The organism is Streptomyces sp. WMMC500, from assembly GCF_027497195.1.
GTDB lineage: Bacteria > Actinomycetota > Actinomycetes > Streptomycetales > Streptomycetaceae > Streptomyces.
Genome location: NZ_CP114905.1, coordinates 8,317,924 through 8,332,850 on the forward strand (window position 1 = coordinate 8,317,924; position 14,927 = coordinate 8,332,850).

13 protein-coding genes are annotated in these 14,927 nt (G+C 74.6%); 7 read left to right on the forward strand and 6 right to left on the reverse strand.

Annotated features, from left to right (window positions below):
* Nucleotides 1-361: 361 nt before the first annotated feature.
* On the forward strand, nt 362-1,855 hold the full coding sequence (locus tag O7599_RS35825) for a glutamate--cysteine ligase (protein WP_281619772.1): 1,494 nt from the start codon (nt 362-364) through the stop codon (nt 1,853-1,855).
* 67 nt (nt 1,856-1,922) lie between these two features.
* On the opposite strand, the gene O7599_RS35830 is transcribed toward O7599_RS35825, so the two are convergent.
* The gene (locus tag O7599_RS35830; RefSeq protein WP_281619773.1) at nt 1,923-3,689 is read right to left on the reverse strand and encodes a substrate-binding domain-containing protein; all 1,767 of its coding nucleotides are present in this window, start codon (nt 3,687-3,689) and stop codon (nt 1,923-1,925) included.
* Nucleotides 3,690-3,790: 101 nt separating this feature from the next.
* Here O7599_RS35830 and O7599_RS35835 point away from each other — a divergent pair, with 101 nt between their 5' ends.
* The 3 genes from O7599_RS35835 (at nt 3,791) to O7599_RS35845 (ending at nt 5,909) form a co-directional block, all read left to right on the forward strand.
* Nucleotides 3,791-4,555, forward strand: a complete 765-nt coding sequence (locus tag O7599_RS35835) for a CPBP family intramembrane glutamic endopeptidase (RefSeq protein ID WP_281623656.1) — start codon at nt 3,791-3,793, stop codon at nt 4,553-4,555.
* Between the two features lie 115 nt (nt 4,556-4,670).
* A complete protein-coding gene (locus O7599_RS35840) occupies nt 4,671-5,186 on the forward strand; it encodes a lytic polysaccharide monooxygenase auxiliary activity family 9 protein (RefSeq protein ID WP_281619774.1) in 516 nt (171 codons plus the stop codon).
* A 162-nt stretch (nt 5,187-5,348) separates the two neighbouring features.
* Nucleotides 5,349-5,909: a PadR family transcriptional regulator gene (locus O7599_RS35845; RefSeq protein WP_281619775.1), complete on the forward strand. Its 561-nt coding sequence runs from the start codon at nt 5,349-5,351 to the stop codon at nt 5,907-5,909.
* A gap of 61 nt (nt 5,910-5,970) precedes the next feature.
* Here O7599_RS35845 and O7599_RS35850 read toward each other — a convergent pair whose 3' ends face one another.
* The gene (locus O7599_RS35850; protein ID WP_281619776.1) at nt 5,971-6,750 is read right to left on the reverse strand and encodes a DUF4232 domain-containing protein; all 780 of its coding nucleotides are present in this window, start codon (nt 6,748-6,750) and stop codon (nt 5,971-5,973) included.
* Nucleotides 6,751-6,912: 162 nt separating this feature from the next.
* Here O7599_RS35850 and O7599_RS35855 point away from each other — a divergent pair, with 162 nt between their 5' ends.
* Nucleotides 6,913-7,965 carry an EamA family transporter gene (locus O7599_RS35855; RefSeq protein WP_281619777.1) on the forward strand — a complete coding sequence of 351 codons (1,053 nt, stop codon included), beginning with the start codon at nt 6,913-6,915 and terminating at the stop codon, nt 7,963-7,965.
* Here O7599_RS35855 and O7599_RS35860 read toward each other — a convergent pair.
* A complete protein-coding gene (locus O7599_RS35860) occupies nt 7,947-8,618 on the reverse strand; it encodes a pyridoxamine 5'-phosphate oxidase family protein (RefSeq protein ID WP_281619778.1) in 672 nt (223 codons plus the stop codon). The two genes, O7599_RS35855 and O7599_RS35860, sit on opposite strands and share 19 nt — an antisense overlap.
* A 68-nt stretch (nt 8,619-8,686) precedes the next feature.
* Here O7599_RS35860 and O7599_RS35865 point away from each other — a divergent pair, with 68 nt between their 5' ends.
* Nucleotides 8,687-10,018, forward strand: a complete 1,332-nt coding sequence (locus O7599_RS35865; RefSeq protein WP_281619779.1) for an aminotransferase class I/II-fold pyridoxal phosphate-dependent enzyme — start codon at nt 8,687-8,689, stop codon at nt 10,016-10,018.
* A gap of 54 nt (nt 10,019-10,072) precedes the next feature.
* Here the strand turns inward: O7599_RS35865 and O7599_RS35870 are convergent, their stop codons facing one another.
* A complete protein-coding gene (locus O7599_RS35870) occupies nt 10,073-11,020 on the reverse strand; it encodes an EamA family transporter (protein ID WP_281619780.1) in 948 nt (315 codons plus the stop codon).
* A 75-nt stretch (nt 11,021-11,095) separates the two neighbouring features.
* On the opposite strand from O7599_RS35870, the gene O7599_RS35875 reads away from it, so the two are divergent.
* The gene (locus O7599_RS35875; RefSeq protein WP_281619781.1) at nt 11,096-12,043 is read left to right on the forward strand and encodes a LysR family transcriptional regulator; all 948 of its coding nucleotides are present in this window, start codon (nt 11,096-11,098) and stop codon (nt 12,041-12,043) included.
* Between the two features lie 149 nt (nt 12,044-12,192).
* On the opposite strand, the gene O7599_RS35880 is transcribed toward O7599_RS35875, so the two are convergent.
* Both O7599_RS35880 and O7599_RS35885 read right to left on the reverse strand, forming a co-directional pair.
* Nucleotides 12,193-12,657, reverse strand: a complete 465-nt coding sequence (locus O7599_RS35880) for a Rieske (2Fe-2S) protein (RefSeq protein WP_281619782.1) — start codon at nt 12,655-12,657, stop codon at nt 12,193-12,195.
* Nucleotides 12,658-12,736: 79 nt separating this feature from the next.
* Complete coding sequence (locus O7599_RS35885; protein ID WP_281619783.1) at nt 12,737-14,830, reverse strand: prolyl oligopeptidase family serine peptidase; 2,094 nt, start codon at nt 14,828-14,830, stop codon at nt 12,737-12,739.
* Nucleotides 14,831-14,927: the final 97 nt, after the last annotated feature.

Below are 14,927 nucleotides of genomic sequence, written 5' to 3' on the forward strand. Positions count from 1 at the left end.
ATGCGGACGGCGCTGTCTGCTAGCGGGGTCAGAGGGGACCGCATCCGTGCAAGGGGGCGCCAACTCTCTGCCTCGTTCGCGAATTTTATACGACTAGCGGTGGAGGTCCTTCCGCCTTGCCGTCCCGGCGAATTGCACAAGAGGGTTCTCGGCCGAATATTCTCTGGACTTTCGGGAAGATCAGCGAGAATCACCTGGCGGGCGTGGTGGCGGCCGGCACCCGGGGTCGGCCGGATCTCGTCGGTGAGGGTGACCGATCGGCGATCGGTGTGGCGCGCGTAGCCGACGAGGAGCGGCCGCGGGCGTCAGGGTACCCGCGCCTGGGCATCATCCCGGGCAGCCGAGCCGAGGAGGAACCTCGATGGGCGAGAAGGTCGTGGCCGGCGGGTTCGACCTGTCCGACCGCCACCGCTATCGGCAGCGGCTCCGCGAGTGCCTCGCGGGGCTGGAGCGACTGCTGGAGGAGAAGAGATTCGACCGCCCGCAGAATCTGATGGGGCTGGAGATCGAGTTGAATCTCGTGGGCGCGGACGGCATGCCGCGCATGATGAACACGGAAGTGCTGGAGCGCATCGCGAGCCCCGACTTCCAGACCGAGCTGGCCCAGTTCAACCTGGAGGTCAACATCGCCCCGCACCGGCTCGGCGGCCGGGTGCTGGACCAGCTCGCGGAGGAGCTGCGCACCGGGCTGTGGTACGCCGACCGGCAGGCGCGCGAGGTGGACGCCGGGATCGTGATGATCGGCATCCTGCCGACGCTGACGGGCGCCGACCTGGTCTCCGCCAACCTCTCCGAGGTCGACCGCTACCACCGGCTCAACGAGCAGATCCTCGCCGCCCGCGGCGAGGAGATCCGCCTCGACATGCGCGGCGTGGAGGAGCTGACGTACACCAGCGGCTCCATCGCCCCCGAGGCCGCCTGCACCTCCGTCCAACTGCATCTCCAGGTCACGCCCGGGCGGTTCGCCGACGTCTGGAACGCCTCGCAGGCCGCGGCGGCCGTGCAGATCGCGCTCGGTGCCAACGCGCCGTTCGTCTTCGGCCGCGAGCTGCTGAGCGAGTCGCGGCCCGAGCTGTTCCTCCAGGCCACCGACACCCGGCCGCCGGAGCTGCGGGCGCAGGGTGTGCGCCCGCGGGCCTGGTTCGGCGAGCGCTGGGTCACCGAGCCGCTGGAGCTGTTCGAGGAGAACATCCGCTACTTCCCCGCGCTGCTGCCGTTGTGCTCCGCCGAGGAGCCGCTGCGCGTGCTGGACGAGGGCGGGGTGCCCGAGCTGTCGGAACTGGTGCTGCACAACGGCACCGTCTACCGCTGGAACCGGCCCGTGTACGACGTCGCCGGCGGCGTCCCGCACCTGCGGGTGGAGAACCGGGTGCTGCCCGCGGGCCCCACCGTCACGGACGTGGTCGCGAACGCGGCGTTCTACTACGGGCTGGTGCGCACCCTCGCCGACGAGCAGCGGCCCGTCTGGGGCCGGCTGCCCTTCGACGGCGCGGCGGCCAACTTCGCCGCCGCCTGCCGGGACGGCATCGACGCCACGCTCGTGTGGCCCGGCCGGCGGCGGCTCGGCGGGGTGGCGCGGGTGCCGGTGGCCAAGCTCGTACGGGACGAACTGCTGCCCATGGCCGCGTCCGGGCTGGACGCCTGGGGCGTCGACCCCGCCGACCGGGACCGCTACCTCGGCGTCATCGAGGAGCGCTGCCGGCGCCGGGTCAACGGCGCGTCGTGGCAGTCGGCGGTGTTCCACCGGGCGCTGGGTCGCGGTCTCGACCGGGGCGCGGCGCTCGCGGAGATGACGCGGCGGTACGTGGAGCTGACGCGCACGGAGGAGCCGGTGCACCGCTGGCCGGTGGACTGACGCCGGGCCCGGCGGCGGGCGGGCCGGGGCGCCGGGGCGTAGGGCCGGTGCCCCGGGCCCGTACCGCTCAGGACAGCGCGGCCTTCGCGCCGGCGTCCGTCACCGCGCGCAGCAGCACCGCGTGGATCTCCTTGGGATCCGTCACCCGGTACGACTCGCCGCCGACCGCCTTCGCGATCCGCCCGCACGCCTCGATGTCCGCGTCCGGCCCGACGCCGATGGCGATCAGGCCCACCGGCCGCTCGGGATCGGCGGTCTCGCGCAGCCGCGCGGCGAGGTCCGCGGCGGAGATGCTGCCCGGGTCCTCGTTGGCGCCGTCGGTGAGGAGGACGACCGCGTTGAAGCGGCCGGGCGCGTACTCCTTGACCTGGCGCTCGTACGCCGCGAGCGCCGTGTCGTACAGGCCCGTCGCGCCGTTCGGCACCGGCTGGAGCGCGCCGAAGGCGCTCGCGAGGCGTTCGCGGTGGCTGGTGCCGTCGTCGGTGCGCTGGGCCAGCCGCGAGGTGCCGGTGACCTCCTCGTAGTCCTGCTCGCCCTCCAGCCGGGTGGAGAACCGCCACAGGCCGATCTCGTCCTCGCCGGTGAACTGGGCGAGCGCCTGGATCAGCGCGTTCTTCGTGACGTCCATGCGGGTCTGCCCCGGCTCGCCCGGCACCGGCTCGCCCATCGAGCCGGAGACGTCGACCACCGTCGTCAGCCGGGCGCTTTGCACCGTGACGGTCCACATGCCGAGGACCGAGGCGACCTCGTCGGGGGGCGGCGGCTCCGCGGCCGGCGCGTCGAAGGGCTGCGGTGCGGCCCCGCCGGCGGCCATCGCCAGCTCCGCGTCGAGGCGCCCCTCGGGGGAGCGGAAGCCCTGGCTGCGCAGCAGCTCGGCGGACGTGGCGTCGGTCAGCAGCCGCTGGAAGCGACTGGCGGCGCGCACCCGGTCCATCGCCATGGCGTCGTTGTTGACGATGGCGTACGGGTAGTCCAGCGCGACCGTGCCGCCCTCGGGGTAGAACATGTCGAGCCGCCCGCCGGTGCCCGCATCCGCGTTGTGGCGGAAGGCGGCCTGCTCGGAGAGGAACAGCGCGTCGTTGTCGCGGGGGTCGTCCAGACCGGAGTCCGGGAGCGAGGCGAGCACCGCGGTGTCGTCGGGCTCGACGCGCTCGGCGAGCAGCTTGGCGGTGGCGGCGGTACGGGTGTCCGCGTTCTTGCCGCCCGCGCGGTGCATCGCCGTCAGCGCGAGCGCGCCGGTGGCGCTCACGGCCGGGTCGGCGGTGCCGAGGCGCAGGCCGGCGTCGTCGCCCATCGCCGCGTCCGTCAGCTCGGCCCAGCCGTACGTCTTCTCGGGCCAGCCGAGTTCGCCGGAGCCGTCGGGGAGGACGGCCATGCCCACCGGGGACGTGGCCAGCCGGGTCACCTCGTCGATGGTCGCGCCCTCGCCGCCCGCGGTGACCATGCCCGTCCAGATGCTGGAGTCGGGGATCCAGACCTGGAAGCCCGGCCGGGTGTCCTTGCTGCGCAGCGACTGGGCGACCTCGGCGGCGGGCCGTGCGGTCACCTCGATGTCCAGGCAGCGGCCGTCCGACTTCAGCTCCGCCCTGCGGGCGCGCTCCGCGGTCCTGCGGACGGCGGGGGCGATGTCGGGCGAGGCGACGACGGCGAGTTCGAGGTCCGCGCCCTCGCACGGCTCGTCCTCGGGCAGCAGCCCGGTCTGCCGGGCGACCAGCGTCCCCCCGGCGATCGCCAGGACGAGGGCGGTCGCGATGACCACGGCACGCCCCCGTACGCTGCGCCGCAGCACGGCGTCGTCCGTTCCGTACGCATCGGGCAAGCTGTGTCGTCCCATGGTCGTCCCCCCGGACAGCCGCATATTGGTCACGTGTTTTTTCGGCGACCCTAGCGAGACGGTGGGGCCCGTGGGGAGGGATTGACCAATTGGAGGAGCGAGTGCAGGACCAGTCCCGCCGGCTGCTGAGCAGCGAAACGCTGCTGGTGCTGGCGCTGTCCCTGGGCGCGAGCGCGGTCTCGGCCCTCATCAGCTTCACCGGCTCGGTGACCCGGTCGGGCGGGCTGAAGGAGCAGTCGGCCAACCTCAACTCCTCTGCCGCGCCCGGCCGTCCGTGGCTCGACCTCGCGTGGCAGCTCTTCGGGATCACCACCGCGCTGGTCCCGGTGGCGCTCGTGGCCTACCTGCTGGTGCGCGAGCGGGCGGGCGGGCTGGGCGCGCTGGGGTTCGACCACCGGCGGCCGGGCTTCGACCTGGGCTGGGGCGCGGCCGTGGCGGCGGTGGTCGGCGGCACGGGTCTGGCGTTCTACCTGGGCGCGCGGGCGGCGGGGTTCAACCTGACCGTCGTACCGGAGTCGCTGCCTGACGTGTGGTGGAAGATCCCGGTGCTGATCCTCTCCGCGGTGCAGAACTCGGTGGTGGAGGAGGTCATCGTCGTCGGCTACCTGCTGCGCCGGCTCGACCAACTGGGCTGGACCCCGGCGGCGGCGCTGGCGGCCAGTTCGCTGCTGCGCGGGACGTACCACCTGTACCAGGGGATCGGCGGCTTCCTCGGCAACGCGGCGATGGGCGTGCTGTTCGTCCTGCTGTACCGGCGGTGGGGGCGGGTCGGGCCGCTGGTGGCGGCGCACGCCTTCATCGACATCGTGGCGTTCGTGGGGTACGCGCTGCTGGCGGGGAAGGTGGGGTGGCTGCCTACGGAATGAGCAGTTCCGGCGTTGTCCTCCGGGCGGGCCGGCGCAGTCTCCCTGGTCCACACCCTTGACGGTGGTCTGACAATAGATAAAGTCTAGACCAATGCCCCCCATGCAGGGAGAGAAGATGCGCAGTCTCAAAAAGCGTGTAGCGGTCGTCGCTGCGACCGTGGCTCCGATGGTCGTCCTCGCCCTCCCGGCCCCGCAGGCGAACGCACACGGCTGGATCACCTCGCCGCCCAGTCGGCAGCAGCAGTGCAAGGCGGGCACCGTCTCGTGTGGTCAGATCCAGTGGGAGCCGCAGAGCGTCGAGGGGCCCAAGGGCCTGACGAGCTGCCATGGCGGTAACAGCCGGTTCGCCGAACTGAACGACGACAGCAAGGGCTGGGCGGTCACGACGATCAACCGGACCCAGTCGTTCAACTGGCAGATCACCGCCAACCACCGCACGAGCACGTGGCAGTACTTCGTCGGTGGCCAGAAGGTCGCGGAGTTCAACGACGGCGGCGCGCAGCCGCCTTCGCAGTTCAGCCACACGGTCAACTTCGGCAACATCAGCGGCCGGCAGAAGGTGCTCGCCGTGTGGAACGTGTACGACACGGCAAACGCCTTCTACGCCTGCATCGACGTCAACATCCGGTGACGACGGCGCGGCCGTAACGGCGACGGAAGACCCCCGGAGAGCAGCGACTCTCCGGGGGTTTCGGCGTGTCCGGGGGTGTGGCTTGCTCGACGACTGTTCTCGATATATCGTTGACGTGTCGCAACCGATCGCAGAAGAGACCAAGAAGAGGTGATGATGACCATGCGATCACATGGATACGGACACGGATACGGGCCGCGCGACGGGCGTCGCTCGGCCTTCGGCGGGTTCGGCCCGCCGTTCGGGCCTCCCTTCGGCCGCGGTCGCGGCGGCCCGCGGGGCCGCGCGCGCCGCGGCGACGTGCGGGCGTCGATCCTGGCGCTGCTCAAGGACCGTCCCATGCACGGCTACGAGATGATCCAGGAGATCTCCGAGCGCAGCGGCGGCGCCTGGAAGCCGAGCCCCGGCTCGGTCTATCCCACGCTGCAGATGCTGGAGGACGAAGGGCTGATCGTCAGCGCCACGGAGGGCGGCAAGAAGCTGTTCTCGCTCACCGGCGCCGGGCGCGAGGAGGCCGAGTCGGGGCCCGAGGCGCCCTGGGAGGACGCCGGGCGCGGGGTCGACTGGGAGGCGATGCAGGAGGTCCGGCAGTCGGGCTTCGCGCTCGCGGAGGCCTTCCGGCAGGTGTACACCACTGGCACTCCCGAGCAGCGCCAGGAGGCGCTGGCCGTCGTCAACGAGGCCCGCAAGAAGCTGTACCTGATCCTCGCCGAGGATCACTGAGCCCCGGTGCCCGGTTCGGCCGGCCGGGCACCGCGGCTCAGCCGCGCCTACGCTCCCGCCGTCACCGCGCGGGTCCTTCGCCCTTCGCCAGCGGCAGGGCCTCGATGCGGCCCGCGTCGCAGACCTCGCCGAGCCGCCACGCGGCGTCCGTGTGGTGGTACGTGTCGGGCGGGATGACCTGGAGTTCCGCCGGCTTCGGCCGGCAGGCGCCGCTCGCGTCGTCCGAGCCGGCGGCCACCACCGTCCAGTGCAGCCGGCTCCAGGCCGAGGAGCCTGGGGTGAGCGTCTGCATCGACGGGGTGCGGCTGCCGTCCCGTACCACCGTGGTCGGGATGTCGGAGCCGTCGGCCCTGACCAGTTGCAGGCCGGACCAGCCGCGGGTGCGGCACGTGTTGTCCGAGTCGTTGGTCAGGACGAGTGCCGCGTAGCGGTTGCCCGCGGCCGGGTTGAGCGAGCGTACGGAGGCCGAGAGGTCGCCCGTACGGCACCAGGGTGCCGCGGCCGGATCGCCGGCCGCCGCCTTCGGCTCCGCCTTGAACGGGTCGGCGGCCACGCCGTCGTCCGCCCTGGCGTCGGTGGTGTCGTCGGTCGTCTCGTCTTCCGCGGTACCGGCCTCCTTGTCCGGCGCCGCGCCGTCCTCGCCGGGCGCGTCCCGCTGTGCCCCGTCCCCGTGCTGCGCGCCGTCACCGTCGGCGCTCTCGGCCGGCTGGGGCTTGGAGTTGCCCGCGGTGTCCGTGCGCGCCGCGTCGGAGTTCTCGCCGCAGCCTGCGGCCAGCAGCCCCGCCGCCGCGAGGGCGGCGAGGGCGATGCGGGTGCGGGCGCGGCCGGGCTGTCGTGTCATGTCTTCCCCCTGGCTGCTCGGAGTGACCAGAACGTGGGGTGTCGGTCGTTGGACCCGTGCGGGGAGCGATCGGTTCCACCAAGGGGGTTCCCGCGCGGGCGGCGGAGGATGCGCGGTCTGCGCCCGCACGCTCCCTGTCAGCAGCAATGAAGAATGACACTCATGTACGGCGCTGACATAATCGCCCGCATGCAGCAGTCATCCGACAGGCGCGCGGGGCTCGGGCTCGCGCTGGCCTCCGCGCTCGCGTTCGGCGGTTCCGGGGTGGCGGCCAAGCCGCTCATCGAGCAGGGCATGGACTCGCTGCACGTGGTGTGGCTGCGTATCGCCGGGGCGGCGCTGGTGCTGCTCCCGCTCGCCTGGCGGCACCGCGCGCTGGTACGGGAGCGGCCGGTGCTGCTCGCCGGGTTCGGCGTGCTCGCGGTCGCCGGCGTGCAGGCGTTCTACTTCGCGGCCATCGCCCGGATCCCGGTGGGCGTGGGGCTGCTCATCGAGTTCTTCGGCCCCGCGCTGGTGCTGGGCTGGGTGCGGTTCGTCCAGCGGCGGCCGGTCACCCGGCAGGCGGCGGTCGGCGTGCTGTTCGCGGTCACCGGTCTTGCGTGCGTGGTCGAGGTCTGGGCCGGGCTGGGCTTCGACCCGCTCGGGCTGCTCCTCGCCTTCGGCGCGGCGTGCTGCCAGTGCGCGTACTTCGTCCTCGCCGGGCACGGCACCGACGCGGCGGACGGCACGGCGCCGCACCCGCTGGGCGTGATCGCGTACGGGCTGATCGTCGGCGCCGTCGTGCTCACCGTCGTCTCCCGGCCCTGGAACCTGCGGTGGTCGCTGCTGGGCGAGCGCGCCGAACTCGGCGGCATGCGCCCGCCGGCGTGGACGCTGATCGTCTGGATCGTCCTGGTGACGACCGTGCTGGCGTACCTGTTCGGCGTCCTCGCGGTGCGCCGGCTCTCGCCGCCGGTGGCGGGCGTCGTCGCGTGCCTGGAGGCCGTCGTCGCGACCGTGCTGGCGTGGGTGCTGCTGGCCGAACACCTGGGCGCGGCCCAGATCGTGGGGGGCGCGCTGGTGCTGGCCGGCGCGTTCACCGCGCAACTGGCGGCGCCGGCGACCGGCTCGGGGGAGCGCGGTGAGCCGGTCGCGGGCAACGTGCCGCGACCGCGGGACGAGGAGCGGCCGGCGCCCGCGGACGCGCCGCCGCCGGGTCAGCCCGCCGGGAGGTAGCCGGGCGCCTCGACGCCCGGCGCCAGGTCGTCGGCCGGTACGGGCGCGCCGTACACGGACGCGACCGGCACCACCCCCGTCCAGTACGGCAGCTCCAGGTCCTCCGGCTCGTCGTTGGGGCCGCCGGTGCGCAGCTTGACGGAGACCTCCTCGATGGCGAGCCGGATCACCGCCGTCTTGGCCAGCTCCTTGGCGTTGGCGCGCCGGGAGTCGTCTGCCCGGCCGGGGACGACGTGGTCGACGATCGCGTCGAGTGCCCTCGTCCGCTCGTCGTGGTCGGTCACCGCGTACGCGTCGCCGTGCACCACCGCCGAGCGGTAGTTGATCGAGTGGTGGAAGGCGGAGCGGGCCAGCACCAGCCCGTCGACGTGCGTCACCGTCAGGCACACCGGCAGCCCGGCGTCCTCGGCCCGTCCGGCGGTGCGCAGCGGGCGGGAGCCGGTGGAGCCGTGCACGTACAACTGCTCGCCCACGCGGGCGTAGAGCGTGGGCAGGACGACGGGGCGGCCGTCGCGGACGAAGCCGAGGTGGCAGACGTAGCCGGCGTCGAGCACGGAGTGCACCAGGTCGCGGTCGTACGAGGCGCGCTCGCGGGAGCGCGTGGGCACGGTGCGGTCGGTCGGGCGGTAGGCGGCGGGGGGCGTGGCGGACACGGGCGGCTCCCTCGGTGCTCGGTGGTGCGGGGTTGCGGTGTGCATTGCACTAGTGCAATATATTCTTTGTGCTAGGAGAGTATCGGATCGAGGGGCGGGGCGCAGCAGAGATCTGCGCCAGCATCGAGCGCGGCATCGGCGCCGGCGCGCTGCGGCCCGGTGCCGCGCTGCCGCCGCTGCGCGCGCTGGCGGCCGAGCTGTCGGTCAACCCGAACACGGTGGCGGCCGCGTACCGCATGCTGCGCGAGCGCGGCGCCGTCGAGACCGCCGGCCGGCGCGGCACCCGGGTGCGCGCCCGCCCCGCCACCGCCCCCCGCGAGCAGATCAGCGTCGCCGTGCCGCCCGGCGTCCGCGACCTGTCCACCGGCAATCCCGACCCCGCCCTCCTGCCCCCGCTCGCCGGCGCACTCGCCGCCGCGGCCGCCCGCCACGCCGATCGCCCGGTGCTCTACGGCGACGAGGGCGTCTCCCCCGAGCTGGCCCGGCTGGCCCGCGCCGACTTCGACGCCGACGGCGTGCCGCCCGGCCCCGTGGCCGTCACCTCCGGTTCGCTGGACGCGATCGAGCGCGCGCTGGCCGCCCATCTGCGCCCCGGCGACGCGGTCGCGGTCGAGGACCCCGCCTGGGGCAGCCTGCTCGACCTCGTGCCGGCGCTCGGCCTGCGGCCCGTGCCGGTGGAGCTGGACGACGAGGGGCCCCTGCCGGAGCGTGCCGCGGCGGCGCTGGCCGCCGGAGCGCGCGCCCTGGTCGTGACCTCCCGCGCGCAGAACCCGACCGGCGCCGCGCTCACCCCCGCGCGCGCCGCCGAGCTGCGCGCCGTCCTCGCCCGGCACCCGGAGGTGCTGCTCGTCGAGGACGACCACGGCCACGCGATCGTCGGCCTGCCGTTCCAGCCGCTGGCCGGCGCCGCGCGGCACTGGCTCGCGGTGCGCTCCGCCGCCAAGGCGTACGGGCCGGACCTGCGGCTCGCGGTGCTCACCGGGGACCGGGTGACCGTGGACCGCGTCGAGGGCCGCCAGCGCCTCGGCCCCGGCTGGGTCAGCCGGCTCCTCCAGGACACGGTCGCCCACCTGCTCGACGGCGGGGTCCAGGACCCGGCGGCGGTCGCCCGCTCGTACGACGGGCGGCGCGCGGCCCTGCTGACGGCGCTGCGGCGGCGCGGGGTCGAGGCAACCGGGCGCAGCGGCATGAACGTGTGGCTGCCGGTGCCGGACGAGACCTCCGCGGTCACGCAGCTCCTCGGGGCCGGCTGGGCGGCGGCGCCCGGCGCCCGCTTCCGCCTCGCCTCGCCCCCCGGCATCCGGCTGACCGTCTCGCCGCTGGCCGGCGCGGACGTGGAGCCGCTGGCGGACGCGGTGGCGGCGGCGGTACGGCCCGCGCCGGGACGGCGGTGGGTCTGAGGGGTACGCGAAGCTCCGGCGCCGGGCCGGTACGGGACACCCGTACCGGCGCGGCTATGTCCGCTCCGCGCGCGGGCGGCTGCGCGAGAGTGCCGCGCCCGCCAGGATCACCGCCGCGCCGACCGGCGTGTTCCACGTCAGTTCCTCGCCGAGCAGCGCCACTCCGGCCGCCGTGGCGATGACCGGGATGACGTACGTGACAGTGTGCGCGGTCGTCGGTCCCACGTCTGCCACCAGCCCGTGCTGCATGAGCATCGCGAGCCCCGTCCCCAGCACCCCCAGCGTGCCGACGGCCAGCAGCGGCCCGATCGGGAGCGCGGTCGGCACCGAGGTGAACAGCGCGGCGGCCACGGCCAACTGCGCGGTCCCGAGGAGCAGTTGCGTGCCGGCGATCGACAGGTGGGAGTGCCCGTGGCCGGCGAGCGTGCGGCGGATGTAGATCCAGCCGACCGCGTAGCTCGCGGACGCGGCCAGCGCGAGCACGGTGCCCAGCGGGTCCTGGCCGGTGAAGCCCCGCCACGCGCCGAGGACGATCAGCACGCCGGCGAAGCCGGTCCCCAGCCCCGCGACCCGGCGCCGCGTCGGCCGGTCCTCCCGGAGGGCGACGAGGGCGAGGAGCATCGCCCACAGCGGTGACGTGGCGTTGCAGATCCCCGCGAGCGAGGAGGAGATGTGCAGCTCGGCGTAGGCGAAGAGGGAGAAGGGCAGCGCGTTGACGAAGAAGGCGGCCACCGCGATGTGCCCCCACGTGCGGGCACCGCGCGGCAGCCGCTCCCGGCGCAGCGCGAGAGCGGCGACGAGGACGGCGGAGCCGAAGGCCATCCGGCCGAGCGTCACCTGCAGCGGGGCGAAGCCGTCGGTGCCGACCTTGATGAGCAGGAAGCTGAAGCCCCAGACGATCGAGAGGGCGGTGAACCGGACGCGCCAGTCGAGCAGCGGACGCCGCGAGGCGGCGAGCGGGGGAGCGGCGGGGTCGGTGGCCGGTGCCGGTGCCGTGGTCATGGAAGCTACGGTGAGCCCCACACTCCTCGTAGCACAAGCGAGACTTTATGGCACGTACCTCGTAGCATCGCTTACATGTTGAACCTGGAACGCCTGCGCACCCTGGCCGCCGTCGCCCGGCACGGCTCGGTGAGCGCCGCGGCCGACGGGCTGCACATCACCACCTCCGCCGTCTCCCAGCAACTCGCCAAGCTGGAGCGGGAGACCGGGCAGCAGTTGCTCGCCAAGAACGGCCGGGGCATCCGCCTCACCGATGCCGGACGGCTGCTCTCCGAGCACGCCACCCGGATCCTGTCGCAGGTCGAGGCGGCGCAGTCCGAGCTGGAGGCGCACCGCGGGCGGCCCGTCGGAGAGCTGGGGCTCGCGGCGTTCCCGACCGCCGCCCGCGGGCTGTTCCCCGCCGCGCTCGCCGCGCTCCGCCGCGACCACCCCGAGCTGCGCGTACGCCTGCGTGAGCAGGAGCCGGACGAGACGGTGCCCGGCGTCATGCGCGGCGACCACGACCTCGGCGTCGTGCTGGACTGGTACAACAAACCCCTGCCGCTGCCGCCGGGGCTGTCCCGGGCGCCGCTGCTCGACGACGTCGCGGACGTCGCCGTGCCCGCGGACCACCCGCTCGCGGATCGCACGGACGTGGTCCTGGAGGACTTCGCGGACGACGACTGGATCTCCTGGCCGGAGAGCGAGTTCTGCCACGACTGGCTGGTGTTCACGCTGCGCGCCACGGGCATCGAGCCGCGCATCGCGCACACCGCCGAGGAGCACCACACGCAGCTCGCGCTCATCGCCGCGGGACTCGGCGTGGCCGTCGCGCCGCGGCTGGGCCGCGGGCCGGTGCCCGCGGGCGTACGCATTCTGCCGGTACGGGGCGCGATGCACCGTCACATCTACGCGATCTGGCGCTCCGACGCCGATCGCCGGCCGTCGATCAGGGAGGCGGTACGCGCGCTGCAGGCGGCGGGCCGCGCCATCGGAACCGCGGGCTCCGCTGGCCGCCCGGCGGGGTCCGCCGACCGGCTCTGACGACCGGATCGCATGACCGGATCGCCCACGGGGCCGGTGGCCGCCCCGCGGCCGGAGCCGGGGGCCGGGCCGGTGGCCGCCCCACCCGCGACCGCCCGTCCCGCCCCGTCCGCCCGGCGCCTCAGCCGTGCGCCACGGCCGTACGCCCCTCAGCCCCGGCGCAGCGCGTCCCCCTCGACCCGTACGTCCTCCGCCGGCAGCGGCTGCGTCGCCGGGCCGTGCGCGACGCTGCCGTCCGCGATGGCGAACTTGCTGCCGTGACAGGCGCAGTTGATGGTGCCGTCCTCGACGCTGCTGACGAGGCACCCCTGGTGCGTGCAGACGGCGGAGAACGCCTTGAACTCGCCCGGCTCCGGCTGCGTGACGACGACCTTCTCGTCCTTGAAGATCTTGCCGCCGCCCTCGGGCACCTCTGCGGTGGTGCCGAGCTGCGCGCCGTCGTCTCCGCCGCCTTCCTGCGGCTGTTCCTGGGCGCCGCCGGTGTCGCCCGAGTCGCCGCCGTCGCCCGAGTCGTCGCCGCAGGCGGCGAGCGCGGCGGTGAGCCCGCCGGCGCCCACGGCGGCGACGACGGTGCGGCGGGCGGTGAACCGGGCCGGGTTGCGGGATTGCGTCATGGTGGGGCCCTTTCCTGGTGCGCCGGTCGTCCGCCCTGGGCCGGCGGGTCCGGCGTTCTGATCGTGTGCCTCAGCGCCCTCATACGTACGCCGGGGGTCCGGCGTTCAGCTCCCGCCGCAGGAACGCCAGCTCGAACCAGAGGAGATTCTCGGCGATCGCGTTGTCGGAGATCATGTGCGACGCGCCGGGCACCGGCAGGACGCTGTGCGACCGGCCCGCCGCCAGCAGCTCGGCGGACAGCCGCAGGGTGTGGGCCGCGACGACGTTGTCGTCCGCGAGGCCGTGGACGAGCAGCAGGGGGCGGCTCAGCCGGTGGCCGAGCCCCACGAGGGACGAACGGTCGTAGTGCTCCGGGTACTTCGCGGGGTGGCCCAGGAAGCGCTCCTGGTAGTGCGTGTCGTACAGCCGGGCATCGGTGACGGGTGCGCCCGCGACGGCGGCGTGGAAGACGTCCGGCCGGGTGAGCACCGCAGCCGCCGCGAGGAAGCCGCCGAACGACCAGCCGCGGATGCCGACCCGCTCCAGGTCGAGGTCCGGATGGCCGGCCGCCGCCGCCTGCAGCCCCCGCACCTGGTCCGCGACGGCCGTGTCCCGCTTGTCGCCGGTGTTCGTCCGCTCCCACGACGGCGGGCCCGGCGTGGCCCGCCCGTCGGTGACCAGGACGGCGAAACCCTGCTCCGCGAACCACTGCGAGACCAGCGTCCACCACCCGCGCGCCGGCACCGCAAGGCGCAGCCCCGGCCCGCCGTACGGGTCGAGCAGCACCGGCAGCGGACCGTCGCCCGGGCTGTGCCACGACGGCAGGAACAGGTTGCTGCGCAGCCCTTCGGGCCCGTCGAGGCGCCGCGGGCGGGGGCGGACCGCCGGCTCCTCGGCGACGGAGACCAGCGCCGCCGCCGCGCGGCCGGCGGCCAGCACCCGCGTCGCCGGCCCGGCGGGCGTCACGCTCTCCAGCACCGTGGTCCCGCCGCCCGCGGCCGCCGCGTGGTGGCCCGGCTCGCCGGTCAGCGGGGTGCAGCCAGGCCCCGGCTCGTACGACCACACGTGCCGTTCCGCCGGGTCCCCGGCCGCCGTGAACAGCACCCGCTCGCCCGTGACGCCGAGCACCGCGCGCACCTGCAGCCCGGCGGGCGTGACGGGCTCGCCGTCGCGCAGGAGCCGGTAGGTGTCCGTGGCGGTGTCGTTCGCGACCCGGAGCAGCGCGCCGGACGCGGTCCTGGCCGGGGTTCCCGGGACCAGCCGGGTCCAGTGCGCGTCGCGGGTCTCGGCGAGCACGCGGGTGTCGCCGGTGTCCGGGTCGGCGCCGAGGGTGAGCAGGATGCGCTGGTCACGACTCTGCACGCCGAGGAGCGGGCCGTGGGCGTCCCAGCGGACGGTGGCCAGATACTCGTACGCCGCCCGGTCCCAGCGCACTTCCGTACGCCGGCCGTCCAGCGTGACCACGTGCAGGGAGACGTCCGCGTTGGCCGAGCCGGCGACGGGGTAGCGCACGGCGCGCGGTTCGGCCGCGGGGTCGGCGGGGTCGGCGAGGTGCCAGCGCTGCACGCCGGCCTCGTCCACGCGCGCGACGAGCAGCGCGCCGGAGTCCGGGGCCCACCAGTGGCCGCGGTCGCGGTGCATCGACTCGGCGGCGACGTGCTCGGGCAGCCCGTACGTCACGTCGGGTCCCTCGGGCGCCGCGAGCAGCCGGTCCTCGCCGTCCTCGACGCGAACGGCGTGCAGCGCGCCGCCCGTGACGTACGCGACGTACCTGCCGTCGGGGGAGAGGCGCGGGTCGACGGCCGGCCCGGCGGCCGGCACCCGGAACGGTGCCGAGCCGCCGGTCCGTACCGCCCACAGCTCCCCGCCCAGCGCGAACACCACGAGCCGCACGGCGGCATCCGCGGCGTACGCGGTGATCCCCGCCGTCCGCGTCCGCGCCCGCTCCCGCCGCACCCGCTCGGCCGCGGGCTCCGCCCCGCCCCGCGCCAGCGCGGCCGGGTCCGCGAGCTCCCGCTCCTCACCCGCCTCGTACAGCCACAGCCGCGCCACGGGATCCGTACCGCTCCCGGTACGGAGGAACAGCACGCGCTCGCCGTCGGGCGAGACGGTCGTGCCGTGCGGCAGGCCGAGCGTGTACTTGCGGGTGCGGGCGAGGCGGTGGGGGAACTCGTTCGCGCGGTTTGCGTTCATGCAGGAGACCATGCCCCCAGACCGGCCGTCGCCACCAGGGGGGCAGCCCGGGGCGGCCGCACCTCACAGCGGGTTCGCCGGAGCCTCAGGTCCCGGC

Coding starts and splice junctions, on each gene's coding strand:
- O7599_RS35830 (WP_281619773.1), bottom strand. CDS start 3,689: ATGGGACGACACAGCTTGCCCGATGCGTACGGAACGGACGACGCCGTG.
- O7599_RS35875 (WP_281619781.1), top strand. CDS start 11,096: ATGTTGAACCTGGAACGCCTGCGCACCCTGGCCGCCGTCGCCCGGCAC.
- O7599_RS35885 (WP_281619783.1), bottom strand. CDS start 14,830: ATGAACGCAAACCGCGCGAACGAGTTCCCCCACCGCCTCGCCCGCACC.
- O7599_RS35880 (WP_281619782.1), bottom strand. CDS start 12,657: ATGACGCAATCCCGCAACCCGGCCCGGTTCACCGCCCGCCGCACCGTC.
- O7599_RS35840 (WP_281619774.1), top strand. CDS start 4,671: ATGCGCAGTCTCAAAAAGCGTGTAGCGGTCGTCGCTGCGACCGTGGCT.
- O7599_RS35870 (WP_281619780.1), bottom strand. CDS start 11,020: ATGACCACGGCACCGGCACCGGCCACCGACCCCGCCGCTCCCCCGCTC.
- O7599_RS35855 (WP_281619777.1), top strand. CDS start 6,913: ATGTACGGCGCTGACATAATCGCCCGCATGCAGCAGTCATCCGACAGG.
- O7599_RS35850 (WP_281619776.1), bottom strand. CDS start 6,750: ATGACACGACAGCCCGGCCGCGCCCGCACCCGCATCGCCCTCGCCGCC.
- O7599_RS35845 (WP_281619775.1), top strand. CDS start 5,349: ATGCGATCACATGGATACGGACACGGATACGGGCCGCGCGACGGGCGT.
- O7599_RS35825 (WP_281619772.1), top strand. CDS start 362: ATGGGCGAGAAGGTCGTGGCCGGCGGGTTCGACCTGTCCGACCGCCAC.